This window comes from Streptomyces sp. NPDC092369 (genome assembly GCF_044755245.1).
Classification (GTDB): Bacteria; Actinomycetota; Actinomycetes; order Streptomycetales; family Streptomycetaceae; genus Streptomyces.
On record NZ_JBIVQP010000007.1, the window covers coordinates 590,744 to 604,234 of the forward strand.

Annotated in this window: 14 protein-coding genes; 5 read left to right on the forward strand and 9 right to left on the reverse strand. The window is 70.9% G+C overall.

The window, feature by feature from the left end; genetic code table 11:
- Positions 1-91 precede the first annotated feature (91 nt).
- A complete protein-coding gene (locus ACIQI8_RS37590) occupies positions 92-2,002 on the reverse strand; it encodes a ricin-type beta-trefoil lectin domain protein (protein WP_402361098.1) in 1,911 nt (636 codons plus the stop codon).
- A gap of 363 nt (positions 2,003-2,365) precedes the next feature.
- Between ACIQI8_RS37590 and galU the strand changes: the two genes are divergently transcribed.
- Complete coding sequence (galU, locus tag ACIQI8_RS37595) at positions 2,366-3,352, forward strand: UTP--glucose-1-phosphate uridylyltransferase GalU (protein WP_402361101.1); 987 nt, start codon at positions 2,366-2,368, stop codon at positions 3,350-3,352.
- A gap of 57 nt (positions 3,353-3,409) precedes the next feature.
- Here galU and ACIQI8_RS37600 read toward each other — a convergent pair whose 3' ends face one another.
- Positions 3,410-3,985 (reverse strand): hypothetical protein, encoded by a 576-nt coding sequence (locus tag ACIQI8_RS37600; protein WP_402361103.1) that lies wholly within the window; start codon positions 3,983-3,985, stop codon positions 3,410-3,412.
- A 34-nt stretch (positions 3,986-4,019) separates the two neighbouring features.
- On the reverse strand, positions 4,020-4,457 hold the full coding sequence (locus tag ACIQI8_RS37605) for a DUF4442 domain-containing protein (RefSeq protein ID WP_124001482.1): 438 nt from the start codon (positions 4,455-4,457) through the stop codon (positions 4,020-4,022).
- Between the two features lie 238 nt (positions 4,458-4,695).
- On the opposite strand from ACIQI8_RS37605, the gene ACIQI8_RS37610 reads away from it, so the two are divergent.
- Positions 4,696-5,712, forward strand: coding sequence for a hypothetical protein (locus ACIQI8_RS37610; protein ID WP_402361106.1), 1,017 nt, complete (start codon positions 4,696-4,698; stop codon positions 5,710-5,712).
- Between the two features lie 4 nt (positions 5,713-5,716).
- On the opposite strand, the gene ACIQI8_RS37615 is transcribed toward ACIQI8_RS37610, so the two are convergent.
- Positions 5,717-6,313: a TetR/AcrR family transcriptional regulator gene (locus ACIQI8_RS37615; RefSeq protein WP_402361108.1), complete on the reverse strand. Its 597-nt coding sequence runs from the start codon at positions 6,311-6,313 to the stop codon at positions 5,717-5,719.
- A gap of 114 nt (positions 6,314-6,427) precedes the next feature.
- Between ACIQI8_RS37615 and ACIQI8_RS37620 the strand changes: the two genes are divergently transcribed.
- Together ACIQI8_RS37620 and ACIQI8_RS37625 are read left to right on the forward strand one after the other, a co-directional pair.
- The gene (locus ACIQI8_RS37620) at positions 6,428-6,877 is read left to right on the forward strand and encodes a nuclear transport factor 2 family protein (protein WP_402361111.1); all 450 of its coding nucleotides are present in this window, start codon (positions 6,428-6,430) and stop codon (positions 6,875-6,877) included.
- Positions 6,878-6,905: 28 nt separating this feature from the next.
- The gene (locus tag ACIQI8_RS37625) at positions 6,906-7,886 is read left to right on the forward strand and encodes a threonine/serine dehydratase (protein WP_402361113.1); all 981 of its coding nucleotides are present in this window, start codon (positions 6,906-6,908) and stop codon (positions 7,884-7,886) included.
- Positions 7,887-7,904: 18 nt separating this feature from the next.
- Here ACIQI8_RS37625 and ACIQI8_RS37630 read toward each other — a convergent pair whose 3' ends face one another.
- The 4 genes from ACIQI8_RS37630 to ACIQI8_RS37645 form a co-directional block, all read right to left on the reverse strand.
- The gene (locus ACIQI8_RS37630; RefSeq protein WP_402361116.1) at positions 7,905-8,135 is read right to left on the reverse strand and encodes a hypothetical protein; all 231 of its coding nucleotides are present in this window, start codon (positions 8,133-8,135) and stop codon (positions 7,905-7,907) included.
- Complete coding sequence (locus tag ACIQI8_RS37635) at positions 8,128-8,973, reverse strand: spermidine synthase (RefSeq protein WP_402361119.1); 846 nt, start codon at positions 8,971-8,973, stop codon at positions 8,128-8,130. Before ACIQI8_RS37635 ends, ACIQI8_RS37630 begins: the two co-directional genes overlap by 8 nt.
- 116 nt (positions 8,974-9,089) lie before the next feature.
- Positions 9,090-10,259: an elongation factor Tu gene (gene tuf / locus ACIQI8_RS37640; protein ID WP_402361121.1), complete on the reverse strand. Its 1,170-nt coding sequence runs from the start codon at positions 10,257-10,259 to the stop codon at positions 9,090-9,092.
- A gap of 271 nt (positions 10,260-10,530) precedes the next feature.
- The gene (locus ACIQI8_RS37645) at positions 10,531-11,256 is read right to left on the reverse strand and encodes a DNA alkylation repair protein (protein ID WP_402361123.1); all 726 of its coding nucleotides are present in this window, start codon (positions 11,254-11,256) and stop codon (positions 10,531-10,533) included.
- 50 nt (positions 11,257-11,306) lie between these two features.
- On the opposite strand from ACIQI8_RS37645, the gene ACIQI8_RS37650 reads away from it, so the two are divergent.
- Complete coding sequence (locus ACIQI8_RS37650; protein WP_402361126.1) at positions 11,307-12,089, forward strand: TVP38/TMEM64 family protein; 783 nt, start codon at positions 11,307-11,309, stop codon at positions 12,087-12,089.
- Between the two features lie 146 nt (positions 12,090-12,235).
- Here the strand turns inward: ACIQI8_RS37650 and ACIQI8_RS37655 are convergent, their stop codons facing one another.
- A complete protein-coding gene (locus ACIQI8_RS37655) occupies positions 12,236-13,405 on the reverse strand; it encodes a thiolase family protein (RefSeq protein ID WP_402361128.1) in 1,170 nt (389 codons plus the stop codon).
- Positions 13,406-13,491 lie beyond the last annotated feature (86 nt).

Here is a 13,491-nt window from a genome sequence, read left to right on the forward strand (position 1 = left end):
AGGTGCGTCGGTGAAGGTGCCTCAATGGGGGCGCCTTGGTGAAGGCGCCTCGGTGAAGCCGTGTTGGTGAGGGCGCCTCAGTGGAAGTGCCTCAGTGGAGGTGGATGGCCGAGCCGAGTCCTGTCGTCAGCGGGGTCGTGATCGCGGCGACGGTGTCCAGCAGTTCGCCCGGGAGGGTGCGGAGTCCGTCCGCGGTGCCGGACACGACGGCGGGGGCCGGCGCGGGGGCCGGATCCACCGCTCCCCCGGACCCGGAACCGGACTCGTCGCCGACCTGGGCTACCCGTGTCTCGTACGGCTCGCCCTCGGGCTGTCCCTCACCGGGCAGCCCGCTCTGGGACGGCTCGGGCGGAGCCTGGAGGCCGGGTGACCCCTCGGCACCGCCCGCGCCTGAATCCCCCTCGGGCCGGCCGTTCTCCCCCGGTCCCCCCTTGCCGGACTCCGCGCCCCCGGAATTGCCGGCGGAGGCGCTCCCCTCGCCGTCGATGCCCGCCTCCAGCACCCAGCGCTGCCGGGCGGACCCGTCCCGTTCGGCGACGACGACGTCCTCCGCCTTCTTCCCCTTGCCGGCCGCGACGAGAAGCCCCTTGCCGCCGCGCAGCAACAACTCGCCGCGGACGGTGAGGTCGTAGCGCACTTCTCCGGCGTGCACGAGGCAGCCGGCCACGACGACCGAGCCGCCGCCGGAACCCGAGTCGGCGTCGAGGCACAGGGTCGGGTCGGCGCCGCTGCGCAGCAGTCCGTCGTCCTGATAGGACCACTGCTGCGAGGCGGCGGTGGAGCAGTCCGCGAGCACGGCGGCGACGCCCGGCAGGGCCCGGCCGCCCTTGATGTCCAGGCAGAGCCCGTCGGCGGGGTTGCGCAGCCGGCCGCGGCCGACCTCCACGGGCTGGCCCACCGAGGCGGCCGAGGGCGATGATCCGTCGGCCGAGGCACCTTCCGCCGAGCGCGGCGGGAGGGCGGTGTTGCCGCTGGGAGCGCCCCAGGTGGCGTGCGGGTCGGGGACACCGTTGTCGTCGGACCAGCCCTTGGCGACGAGGACCGTCGCGAGCAGCGCGAGGGAGGTCAGGCCGATACCCACGACGGCGGCCTTGGTGTGCCTGCGCGGCATGACGGGACGGTGCCGGCCGATGACCGCGGCCGGGGCCGGGCGGCCGGGCGCCACTCGGTCGACGCTCCGGCCGGGACGCGATTCGAGATAGCGCAGGGCGCCCCAGCCGAGCACGGCCTCGGCGAGCAGCGCCCCCAACCCGCTCTCGAAATAGCTGAGTTGCTCGGCGGCGAAACGGCAGTAGCGGCAGTGCGCCAGATGCTGGCGGACGTCCGGCAGCAGGGCGCCGCCCCGGCGCAGCGGGACGTCGAGGAGTCGGTTGTAGAAACGGCATTCCTGGGAGGGCGCGAGATCGTGGTGGGCGCGGACGCAGCCGATGCGGAATTGCTCGCGCGCCTGGTCCAGCGCGGTCAAGGCGGTACCGGGGTCCACTCCCAACAGACCGGCCGGTACGGTTATGGGTTCGGCCTCGACCTCGACATGCCACAGGAGGCATTGGGAAGCGCCCGGAAGTTTACGGAAAGCGCGTTCGGCGAGCCGCCGCCTTTCGGACGTCTCGGACCGGGCGGCGCGCAGCCCGCGACCGCCGGTGGGCTTGCGGAGTTCCGGCAGGGCGGCGGAAATACGGTCGTCCGCGACCCACTCCTTGACCGTGTCCCGCACGGCGACGAGGAGTTGGGGGCGCAGGGCGCCGCCCGCGGTCTTGCCGAGCACTCGGTGGAACGCGGCGGTGGCGGCCATGGACGACGGGTGCTCGACCGTGGCCAGGCATATGACGGCGTACTCGTAAGTCGCCCTCCAGTGCCGGGCCAGCAGCAACGCGCTCGCGCGCGCGCCGACGGCGCTGGCCGCACCCTGAGTCGACTGCGCCAGGAGCTCGCGGTCGGACTCGCCGGGGTCCGACCCGGGGCGGGGCGCGTACGGAGGGAGTGGGGGGTAAGGGGATTGCACTGAACCAATTCCTTCCAAGCCGCAGGACCGGCAAGGCGAATGCCTGTCCACCGGAAAGCAGGTTTCCTCATTGGTGCATACCTACGACACGCCTGACGTGGTGTGCTATAAGGCCGCTCACCTTCGCACAATCGCTTCACAGGAAACAAGAAGTTCGAGTGACCGAAGTTCAAAACGATGAAACTTCAGATAAGTTACCGACGGTATCCGCACCCATATTCGAGTTACCCGTGGGTCAGCCCTCCGTATGTGTGCACGCAAGGACGGTTGGCACACCAAATCTTCAAGTTCCCGGACGGCTCCACAGCGACCTCCGAGGTCCCTCTCGGCCCGCTCTCATCCACCCGCGCCAGCATGGGCCGCATGATCACCCCCCACACTCCGCACACCCCGACTCCGGCCTCCGCCCCGGCCCGCACGGCCGGCACGACCCGCTCGGTCCGCAAGGCCGTCGTCCCGGCGGCCGGACTCGGCACCCGGTTCCTGCCCGCGACCAAGGCAACGCCCAAGGAAATGCTGCCGGTGGTCGACAAGCCGGCCATCCAGTACGTCGTCGAGGAGGCCGCCGCGGCCGGGCTCGACGACGTACTGATGGTGACCGGACGACACAAGCGGGCCATCGAGGACCACTTCGACAACGCCTTCGAGTTGGAGCAGGCACTCGCGGCGAAGGGTGACGCGGTACGTCTGGATGCCGTACGCGATCCGGCCCGGCTGGCCAACATCCATCACATCCGCCAGGGCGAGCCGCTCGGCCTCGGCCACGCCGTGCTCTGCGCCCGCCGCCACGTCGGCGACGAGCCCTTCGCCGTCCTGCTCGGCGACGATCTGATCGACCCCCGCGAGACCCTGCTCAGCCGGATGCTCGACATCCGCGACCGGCACACGGGCAGCGTGGTCGCGCTGATGGAGGTACCGCCCGAGCAGGTCCACCTCTACGGCTGCGCGGCCGTGGAGCCCACCGCCGAGGACGGCGTGGTCCGCGTCACCGGCCTGGTGGAGAAGCCGTCGCCCGAGAACGCCCCCAGCAGGTACGCGGTCATCGGCCGCTACGTCCTCGACCCGGCCGTCTTCACCACCTTGGAACACACCCCTCCCGGCCGCGGCGGCGAGATCCAACTCACCGACGCTCTGCACCAGTTGGCCACCACCGACACGGTCCACGGGGTCGTCTTCGACGGCCTGCGCTACGACACCGGCGACAAGGCGGACTACCTCCGCACGGTGGTCAGACTCGCCTGCGCCCGAGACGACCTGGGCCCCGAATTCACCGCCTGGCTCAAGGAGTTCGTGGCGGGACTGGGGAGTCGGAACGAGAGGGGTGGGGCGGGGCGGCGGCTGGTGGCGTGATCACACGTTCCGCCACGGACAGGGCGGCCACTCGCCGACGGGCGACGGGCGACGGACTCAGCGGCGCAGATGAACGAGTTCGTCCGCGCGGCGGTGGTCCTTGGGGCGGCCGAGCGAGCGCCGCATCCGGATCAGGTCGTCCAGCGCGGTGTAACGGATGGTGAAGCCAGACGGATCGTGGGCGCTCAACGCCCGGTCCAGACAGGGCGCGACGTCCATGTCGCCCCAGGGGAGGGCGGGGGTGCACAGGTCGCCGCTGACGCAGGTCACCTGGTAGGCCTCCTGAGGACGGCCCAGGTCGGGCAGTTCGGTGCAGCCCCCGGCGGTCAGGGCGTCACGCAGGGCGCGCGCCTGTTCGGGCGTACCGTCCCACAGCAGGTCGAGGTCGCCGGTCAGCTCGGTCGAACCGTGCATGATGCCGGCGACCTGACCTATGACCACCGCGTGCGAACCTGCCATGTGCAGTGCCCGGAGAAGAGGAAACGGGTCGAAGCCGAGCGCGCCGTCCGTGGCGAATGTCCCGGCGACGTCATCGGCCTCCTCCGGGCCACGCCCCGTGGCAGCACGCTCACGGGACTCCTGCTGGATACGACCGACGGCTTGACGAAGTCGGGAAACGGCAGCCTCGTTCATTCCGCTCATTCAACAGCAGGGGAGAAGGACGGGCTCAGCCGTTCGGCCGCAAAGTCCAGAGCACCGTCATCTCCCCCGTGACCGCTCCGTCCTCGCGCTGGATGGCGACCGTGACGGGGAACTCCGGGCGCTTGCCCTCGTCGAGTTCGGCGATGACGTCGGCGATGGGGCGGCCGAGGGTGGCGGTGGCCCGGACCGGGCCGAGGGCGATCTTCTTGAACGCGATCTCGGCGTTGACCGGCAGCGGCACGGCGCGCGAGAGCTGGTCGCCGAACGCGGCCAGCACGATCGCGCCGCTGGCCGACTCACCCAGCGTGAACATGGCCCCGGCGTGCGGGCCGCCCACGTGGTTGCGGTACTCGCTCTGGTCCGGCAGCGCCAGGACGGCCCGCTCCGGAGTGGTCTCCAGGTACTCCAGGTTCAGCGTGCGAACCATCGGCACCGTGGCGGCGAGCAACTCGCCGATGGACATCTGATCTGCGCTCATGACCGGCATGTTACCCACGAGTAGCGACGGGTGGCCAGATCTGTGCGGTGACTCCTGTCTCGATGCCTTGCTCGATGTCTTGCTCGATGTCTTGCTCGACGCCGTACGCGATGCCGTACGCGCTGCCTCGCCCGCCGCCCCGCCCGAGCGCCCTCGTTTTGCTACGGCCCTGACAAGTCGCGGTGACCGAATCGTGTCCTGCGCGGGACTAGGGTGGCTCCCCATGTGGCCAGGACAGCAGCCGCCCGGGGGCGAGCAGAACCCGCAAGCGCAGAACAACCCGTACCAGCAGCCGGGGTATCAGCAGCCGAATCCGTACCAGCAGCCGGGCTTCCAGCAGCCCAACCCCTATGCGCAGCAGCCGCCGCAGTGGGGCACCCCGGCTCCGGCGGGCCCGCCCCAGCCGCCGAGCGGTGGCGGCGGCAACCGTACGAAACTGGTCGCGATCGTGGCCGCCACGGCCGTCGTCGTGGCGGCGGGCGTCACCGGGTTCCTGGTCCTGGGCGGCGACAAGGACGACAAGGCGAACGACGCCAAGGCGACGGAGACCAAGGCCTCCACGAGCCCGTCCGCCGAGCCGAGCGTGTCCGCCTCCGACGACAACCCGCGCGGCGGCGACACCGTGAAGGCGACCATCCCGGGCTGGAAGGTCGTCACCAACCCGAAGTGGGGCACGGCCTTCGACGTACCGGCGGACTGGGAGGTCCAGTCCCCCGGCCTGACGATCGGCTTCGAGGACAGCGCGAAGAACGCCGACAGCAAGCCGCTCATCGTGATGTCCGCGCCGGCGTACTTCAAGTCCAAGTGGTGCACCTCCGACGACGACAAGGACGGCCGCACGGACGACACCCCGCTCGCCGCCGTCGGCACCAAGGGCTCGGACGGCGCCAAGGACACCAACGAGGTCGCCGTGAACCAGGTGCCCTGGTGGGTCTTCGGCGGCTACACGCAGCCCGACAAGAAGAGCATCACCTTCGACAAGAAGGCCAAGGCGTACACGACGAAGGCCGGCATCGAGGGCAGCTACGCCTGGGCGCGCTCGAAGAACAGCCCGCAGATCGGCAAGTCGAAGTGCAACAGCGACGGCAAGGCCATCACGTTCGGCTTCAAGAACTCCGCCGGTGACTTCGTGGCCTGGAGCCTGTACGGGGCGACGGGCGTCAAGGGCGAGGTCCCGGACGCGACGATCATGAAGATCCTCAGCACGGTACGGCTGGCGGGGACGCCGACCGGAGGGTGACCGTCTACCTGTCCGGCGCGAGGCCGTCGAAGACGATGGTGAGCATCCGCGCGCGTACCTCCTCCTGAAGGTGGGCGCGCGCGGAGGCTTGTGAGGTGGCGACGAGCAGGGCGTAGACCTCGGGCAGTTCGACGTCGTCCCGGACGGCGCCCGCGCGTTGGGCGCGCTGGAGCAGCGCGCCGACGGCTCGACGCAGTCCGTCCGACGCCCGAGCCGCCTCATCGCCGCCGTCGCCACCGGCGTCGATCAGCGCCTCGCCTATGGCGATCTTGCCGGCCGCGTCGGCGACGAGGTGACGGAAGAAGTCGAAGAACGCCGGGCCCGGGTCCGTGGCGTGCGCCCGCGCCTCGGCCTGGTCACGCAGACGGTCGAAGCGCTGCACGAGCACGGCCTCCAACAGCGCCGCCTTGGTGGGGAAATGACGGAAGACCGTGGCGATCCCGACGCCGGCCAGGCGGGCGACCTCCTCCGTGGACGCGGACTGTCCGCCCTTCCCGAAGACCTCCTCGGCGACGGTCAGGATCCGCTCACGGTTGGTCCGCGCGTCGACGCGCAGCGGACGTCGGCCATCGGTCTCCCTCTTACCTGGGGTGCTGCTCATCGCGCTTTCCCTCGTACGCAGTTATCCGAAGTCGCGACTCCGTATACTCGGAGTCCGTACTCCGGATAGTAGTTCGACGCCACCGCGCGTCGGCGATGACGACAGGAGAGCGCCTTGAGTCAAGTCCTCAGCCCCCGCGAGGTGTTCCTCGCACTGGTCAACGGCGTCGCGGAGGGGCGCTGGAGCGAACTGCCCGACCTGTACGCGGAGCGGACGGACGTGGTCCACCCCTTCCACCCGCTCCGCGCGCCCGCGCTGCGCACCCGCGACGAACTGCGCGAGCACTTCACCCCGACCGACGACGTGCCCCAACTGCGCCGCCGGACAACCGACATCACGATCCACGAGACGGCCGACCCCGAGGTCATCGTCGCCGAGTTCGCGTACGAGGGGACCGTGACGGAGACCGGCGAACCCTTCAGGCTGCCGGGCATCTTCGTACTGCGGGTGCGCGACGGCGAGATCGTCGAATCCCGCGACTACTTCGACCACCTCACCGGGGCGCGGGTCCGCGGCCAACTCGACGCGCTGGTCGCGGACGTACGGGCGAGCAACGCCGTCTGAAGCGCCGCCGGCACTACGCTTCCGTCTCGTGCTGGAGACGCGACTGGACACCGACCGGATCAGGGCGGCCCGCCGTCTGATCGACCCGATCTTCCTCGACACTCCGCTGTACCGCTGCGAGGCACTGGAGCCCGATCTCGGGTGCATGGTGAGCATCAAGCTCGAAACGGCCAATCCGGTACGCAGCTTCAAGGCCCGCGGCACCGAGGTGGTCGCGAGTCTGCTCGCCGAAAGCGGTCAGCGCGCCGCGGTATGTGCCAGCTCGGGCAACCTCGGTCAGGCCCTCGCCTGGTCCGGCCGGGCCCGTGGGCTCGACGTGACCGTCGTGTCGTCCCGCTTCGCGACCGCGACCAAGCTGGACCGCATCCGCGCGTTGGGCGCCAGGCTGGAACTGGTGGACGGCGACCACGAGTTGGCCCGCGACCGGGCGGTGGCCATCGCGCGGGCCGACGGCATCCGACTGGTCGAGGACAGCCTGGACATCGAGACCTGCGAGGGCGCGGCGACCATCGGCCTCGAACTGGTCGGCACCGCAGCCAAGTTCGACACGGTCCTGGTCGCTCTGGGCGGCGGGGCGATGGCCACCGGCGTGGGCCACGTACTGAAGACCTTCGCCCCCGACGTCGAGCTGATCTGCGTCCAGCCGCTGGGCGCACCGGCGATGACCCACTCCTGGCGCAACCGCCGGGTCATCACCACCGACTCCACCGACACGATCGCCGACGGTGTCGACGGCCGCCGCCCCATCCCCGCCGTCCTGGACGACCTCCTCGTGGTCGCCGACGACGCCGTCCTGGTCCAGGAGTCCTCGATCATCACCGCCATGCGCATGCTCTTCGCCCAGGCCGGCCTCGTAGCCGAACCCTCGGCGGCCCTCGGCATCGCAGCCCTCCTGGAAAACCGCGCCCGCTTCGCCGGGCGACATGTGGTCACCGTGGTGTGCGGGAGCAACGTCGATGTGGCCGCCTATCGCCAGTGGGTCGGGGCCGCTCGCGTCGGCGAGTCCTGACCAACTCCGCCCGCCTGCTCAGCTGTTGTCGATGGCGTGGACCAACGCCCAGACGAAGCCGTACAGGACCAGGCCCAGATAGATGGTGGCGCCCCAGGCCAGCACGCACCCGTGCTTCCAACTGCGCTCCGGGGACTTCCTGATGCCCCGGGCGTTGTAGGCCACCGCCACGACCCCGAAGAGCAGGAATCCGCCGAGGATCCACACGTCGGAGAAGGTGACCTCGCCCGGACCTGTCACGTCAGCCAATACCGAACGCCCCCTCCGGCGGCTCGGGTGACGGGACGGCGTCCTCGTCCCGTACCGGACGTGCTTCGCCCATGAAATCCCTTAGGGCCGCGCCGTGTTCGACCCGCGCCGGGAAGGCGTCCGCGGCTGTGAGGCGCGTCAGGGCGGCGGTGTTCACGGGGTGGTGCGCGGCGATCAGTACCGCGTTGCCGAAGCGGCGGCCGCGCAGTACGGCCGGTTCGGCGATCAGGGCCAGTTCCTCGAACACCGCGGCGAAGGTGGCGAGTTGGGAGCGCAGGAAGGCGAAGGGCGCGGCGTCGGCGAGGTTCGCCAGGTAGACGCCGTCGTCACGGAGCACCCGGTCCGCCTCGCGCGCGTACGCCACGGACGTGAACTGCGCCGGGATCCGAGTGCCGCCGAACACGTCCGCCACCAGGACGTCGGCGGAGTCCGTCGGGGCGGATTCCAGCCAGGCCCGGGCGTCCGCCGTGTGCAGTTGAATGGCGGCGCCGGCGGGGAGCGGCAGGTGCTCCACGACCAGGTCCACCAACCCCTGGTCCATCTCGACGACCTGCTGCCGGGAGCCCGGCCGGGTCGCGGCCACATACCGCGGCAGCGTCAGCGCACCGCCACCGAGATGCAGGACGTCCAGCGGACGCCCCGGCTCGCCGACGGTGTCCAGCACGTGCCCCAGCCGTCGTACGTACTCGAACTCCAGGTACGCCGGTTCGTCCAGATCGACGTACGACTGCGGCGCCCCGTCGACCGTCAGCAGCCAGGCCCGCTTCCGGTCGACGTCGGGCATCAGCTTGGCGGTGCCGTGATCGACATCGCGCATCACGGGTATGGGCTCGCTCACGCCCTCATTGTCGCTGGTGCTGAGCAACGCCGGGTCCGGAGACGCCGAGAAGGGGCGCGGGGAACTGCGCGACCGGCCACCGCCGGCCCGCAGTCCCCCACTCACCTCAACCCCCCTCACACAAGGGCGGTCACAGTCCCGGCCCCGACGGTCCGACCACCCTCACGAATGGCGAACCCCAGCCCCGGCTCCAGCGGTACCTCCCGCCCCAGCTCGACGGTCATGGCGACCGTCTCCCCGGGCCGCGCGACGGCCGTCTCGCCGAGGTCGACGTCACCGACCACATCCGCGGTCCGGATGTAGAACTGCGGCCGATACCCCGTGGACACCGGTGTCGTCCGTCCGCCCTCACGGGTCGACAGGACGTACACCTGGGCGGAGAAGCGCCGACTGGGCACGACACTCCCCGGCGCCGCGACCACATGCCCGCGCCGCACGGCGTCCCGTGGCACCCCGCGGAGCAGCAGCGCCACGTTGTCGCCGGCCTGCGCCTCGTCCATCGGCTTGCCGAAGGTCTCCAGGCCGGTGACGACGCTCTCAAGACCGGCGCCGAGCACTTCGACCCGGTCGCCCACCCGGACGACCCCGCGCTCGACCGCACCGGTCACCACCGTCCCGCGGCCGGTGATGGTGAGCACGTTCTCCACCGGCAGCAGGAACGGCGCGTCCACGTACCGCTCGGGCATGGGCACATACGTGTCCACGGCGTCGAGCAGCGCCTCGATGGACGCCGTCCAGCGCGGGTCGCCCTCCAGGGCCTTCAGTCCGGAGACCCGTACGACGGGTACGGTGTCGCCGCCGTAGCCCTGCGCGGTGAGCAGCTCGCGGACCTCCAGCTCGACGAGGTCGGTGAGCTCCTCGTCGCCCGCGTCGGCCTTGTTGAGGGCGACGACGATGTGGTCGACGCCCACCTGGCGGGCGAGCAGGACGTGCTCGGCGGTCTGCGGCATGATCCCGTCGACCGCGGAGACGACGAGGATCGCCCCGTCCAGCTGCGCGGCGCCGGTGACCATGTTCTTGACGTAGTCGGCGTGGCCCGGCATGTCCACGTGCGCGTAGTGCCGGGTGTCGGTCTCGTACTCGACGTGCGAGATGTTGATGGTGATGCCGCGGGCGGCCTCCTCCGGGGCGCGGTCGATGCGGTCGAACGGCACGAAGGTGCCGGTGCCGCGCTCGGCGAGCACCTTGGTGATGGCGGCGGTCAGAGTGGTCTTGCCGTGGTCGACGTGGCCCATGGTGCCGATGTTGAGATGCGGTTTGGTGCGCACGTATGCCGTCTTGGGCATGGCTGTACCTCGAAGCCTCTTCAGTGGTGAAAAGCGGGGACCCCAAGGACTCGCCGACCCTCCCCCTGCGGGGTCCGCCGGACGATCCGGAGAGGGTCAGCTTCGAGCGCCGTCGACTGCGGCGACGATGACGGGAACGGCAGCCTTCGGGGCATCCGCGACCGCGGATGCTGCGAGAGGGAAGGCGTACCGGAACATGGCTCCGATTATTGCCGACGCCCTGCCCAGGGGCGAATGGTTTTCTCCACGGGCGAATTCGGGCCCGTCGGGTTCAGGCCCCGCCGATGTTCTTCAGCGCCTCCCGCACCGACAGCGGCGCGAACCGTCCCCGCTCCCGCGCCAGGAACTCCCGTACGGCCTCCGGATCGGTCTTGGCGTACTCGCGCAGGCACCAGCCGATGGCCTTGCGGACAAAGAAGTCGGGGTGTCCTGACTGGCGCAGGCAGTACGCGAAGAGGCGTTCGGTGTCGGTGCGTTCCTTGTAGCGCAGCTGGTGGAGCAGGGCGGTGCGGGCGATCCACAGGTCCTCGTCGCCGATCCAGGCGTCCATGTCCAGGGTCAGTTTCCGGTCGGCCGCCACGAGGCCGCCGACGACATGGGCGGCGAGCGCGTCCACGGTGTCCCACCAGGGTTTGGTCGACACGAGGTGCCGGGCCACCGGCAGGAAGCCGGACGTGCACACGCGCGCGTGGCGGCGCAGGTAGTCGACGGCGAAGTACTGGTACTCGCGCTCGGGCAGTCGCCAGCAGCGCAGGGCGATCGCCGTGCAGTCGGCCTCCGCGGGGCGCGGCAGGCCGGCCTCGGCGGCGCGGGACAGGGTGCGACGGTCAGGGGAGGTCAGGCCGAGGAAGGGGGCCACGTCCTTCATGTACGCCCGCATCGCAGCCGCGCGCTCCGGATCGGCCGCGGCGGCGTAAGTGGCCGTCAACCGTTCCAGCACGGTGTCCGCGAGTGTGCTGAACGGCACGTCCGATGTGCTCGTGTCTGTGACGTTCATGAGACGAACCATACGGCGATCACACACATGCGTCCGTTAGTGTCGCGGGCATGCTCGATGCCACCACCCGCTCTGGTGACACCGCCACGGTCTCTCCCCGGGCCACCGCCACGGAGCTTCTCGTTCCCGTGCGCGTAGTCACCGCCCCAGTGCCCACGAGCCCGCTCGCGCGCTGCGGCAGAGTGCTGCGCTCGCCCTGGTCCCGTTTCTCGCTGCTGGTCGCGCTGCTCGCGGCGGCCGGCGCGAGTGTGCTGCTCTTCGAGCCGCAGAAGTTGCTCGCGGACGGCTGGCCACCGCACGTGGGCGGGCTCACGGCGGCTCTCGGGTTCGCGGCGGCGTACGGGCTGGTCACGGTGGCGTTCGTACCGCGTCCGCTGCTGAACCTGGCCGCCGGCGCGGTGTTCGGCTCGGCCGTGGGTCTGGGCACGGCGCTGGTGGGCACCGTGGTGGGCGCCGGGCTCGCCTTCGGTCTGGGCCGGTTGCTGGGCCAGGACGCCCTGCGGCCCCTGCTGCGCGGGCGGCTGTTGAAGGCGGCGGACGGGCAGTTGAGCCGGCACGGGATGCGCTCGATGCTGGCGGCGCGGCTCTTCCCCGGGCTGCCGTTCTGGGGCGTGAACTACGCCGCCGCCGTCTCCCGGATGGGCTGGACGTCCTTCCTGGTGGCGACCGCGCTGGGCTCGATCCCGAACACGGCCGCCTACGTCGTCGCCGGCGCCCGCGCCTCCGCCCCGACCTCGCCGATCTTCCTGATCGCCCTCGCCTCCATCGCGTTGCCGACGGTGGCGGGCGCGGTGATGGCCTGGCGCAAGCGCCACCATCTGCGCAAGCCCTGACGCCTGTAGCCCAGCGCAAGCCCCGACGCCTGCCTACGCAAGCCCTGACGCCTGTGTGCCGGCGCAGGCCCTGACGACTGCCTGCGCAGGCCCTGACGCCCGTACGCCCGCGCGGGCCTGACGCCCGCTCATCCCCCTCCGATGCCTCAAACCCCTTCGAGGATCATCGCGTTGGCCAGTCCGCCCGCCTCGCACATCGTCTGCAAGGCATAGCGGGCGCCGCGCTCGCGCATCGCGTGCACCAGAGTGGTCGTCAGCCGGGTGCCGCTGGCTCCGAGCGGGTGGCCGAGGGCGATCGCGCCGCCGTGCACGTTGACCTTGGCGAGATCGGCGCCGGTCTCCTGCTGCCAGGCCAGGACGACGCTGGAGAACGCCTCGTTGACCTCGAACAGGTCGATGTCGCCCAGATCCAGGCGGGCCCGGCGCAGCACCTTCTCGGTCGCCGGTATGACGCCGGTGAGCATGAGCAGCGGGTCGGAACCGGTGACGGCGAAGCTGTGCAGCCGGGCCAGCGGGCGCAGGCCGAGTCGGGCCGCGGTCTCGCTGGAGGTGATGAGCACGGCGGAGGCACCGTCATTGACGGGACTGGCGTTGCCCGCGGTGACGTTCCACTCGATCTGCGGGAAGCGCTCGGCGAAGGCGGGGTCGTAGTACGCGGGCTTGAGGCCGGCGAGGATCTCGGTGGTGCTGTCGGGCCGGACGCACTCGTCGCGCGCCACCCCGTCCAGGGGCGCGACCTCGGCGTCGAAGAGACCGGCCTGCCAGGCGGCCGCCGCCTTCCGGTGCGAGGAGACCGCGAAGGTGTCCATCTGGTCCCTGGTGATGGACCACTTGGCGGAGATCAGCTCGGCGCTGATGCCCTGCGGAACCAGGCCCTCCGGGTAGCGCTCGGCGACTCCGGAGCCGAAGGGGTCCTTGCCCGGCGGCACGTTCGACCACATCGGCACCCGGCTCATCGACTCGACGCCACAGGCGACGACGAGGTCGTACGCGCCCGAGAGGACGCCCTGGGCGGCGAAATGCACGGCCTGCTGGGAGGAGCCGCACTGGCGGTCCACGGTGGTCGCGGGGACCGTGTCGGGGAAGCCCGCCGACAGGACGGCGTAGCGGGTGGTGTTCATGGCCTGCTCGCCGACCTGGTCGACGGTGCCGCCGATGACGTCGTCGATCAGCGCGGGGTCGACGCCGGAGCGCTCGACGAGGGTGCGCAGGGTGTGGGCGAGGAGTTCCACCGGGTGGACGTGGGCGAGGGAGCCGTTCGGCTTGCCCTTGCCCACGGGGGTGCGTACGGCTTCGACGATGACTGCGTCGCGCATGGTGCCGGCCTCCTTGACCGCCGAGCCGCGCCGGACACGCAGGGGCATGCCACGGACTACGGCGCCTACTAGTGAGTAGGAAATCC

Coding starts and splice junctions, on each gene's coding strand:
- ACIQI8_RS37600 (WP_402361103.1), bottom strand. CDS start 3,985: ATGAACGAGGCTGCCGTTTCCCGACTTCGTCAAGCCGTCGGTCGTATC.
- galU (WP_402361101.1), top strand. CDS start 2,366: ATGATCACCCCCCACACTCCGCACACCCCGACTCCGGCCTCCGCCCCG.
- ACIQI8_RS37650 (WP_402361126.1), top strand. CDS start 11,307: ATGCTCGATGCCACCACCCGCTCTGGTGACACCGCCACGGTCTCTCCC.
- ACIQI8_RS37645 (WP_402361123.1), bottom strand. CDS start 11,256: ATGAACGTCACAGACACGAGCACATCGGACGTGCCGTTCAGCACACTC.
- ACIQI8_RS37610 (WP_402361106.1), top strand. CDS start 4,696: ATGTGGCCAGGACAGCAGCCGCCCGGGGGCGAGCAGAACCCGCAAGCG.
- ACIQI8_RS37605 (WP_124001482.1), bottom strand. CDS start 4,457: ATGTCCATCGGCGAGTTGCTCGCCGCCACGGTGCCGATGGTTCGCACG.
- ACIQI8_RS37615 (WP_402361108.1), bottom strand. CDS start 6,313: ATGAGCAGCACCCCAGGTAAGAGGGAGACCGATGGCCGACGTCCGCTG.
- ACIQI8_RS37655 (WP_402361128.1), bottom strand. CDS start 13,405: ATGCGCGACGCAGTCATCGTCGAAGCCGTACGCACCCCCGTGGGCAAG.
- tuf (WP_402361121.1), bottom strand. CDS start 10,259: ATGCCCAAGACGGCATACGTGCGCACCAAACCGCATCTCAACATCGGC.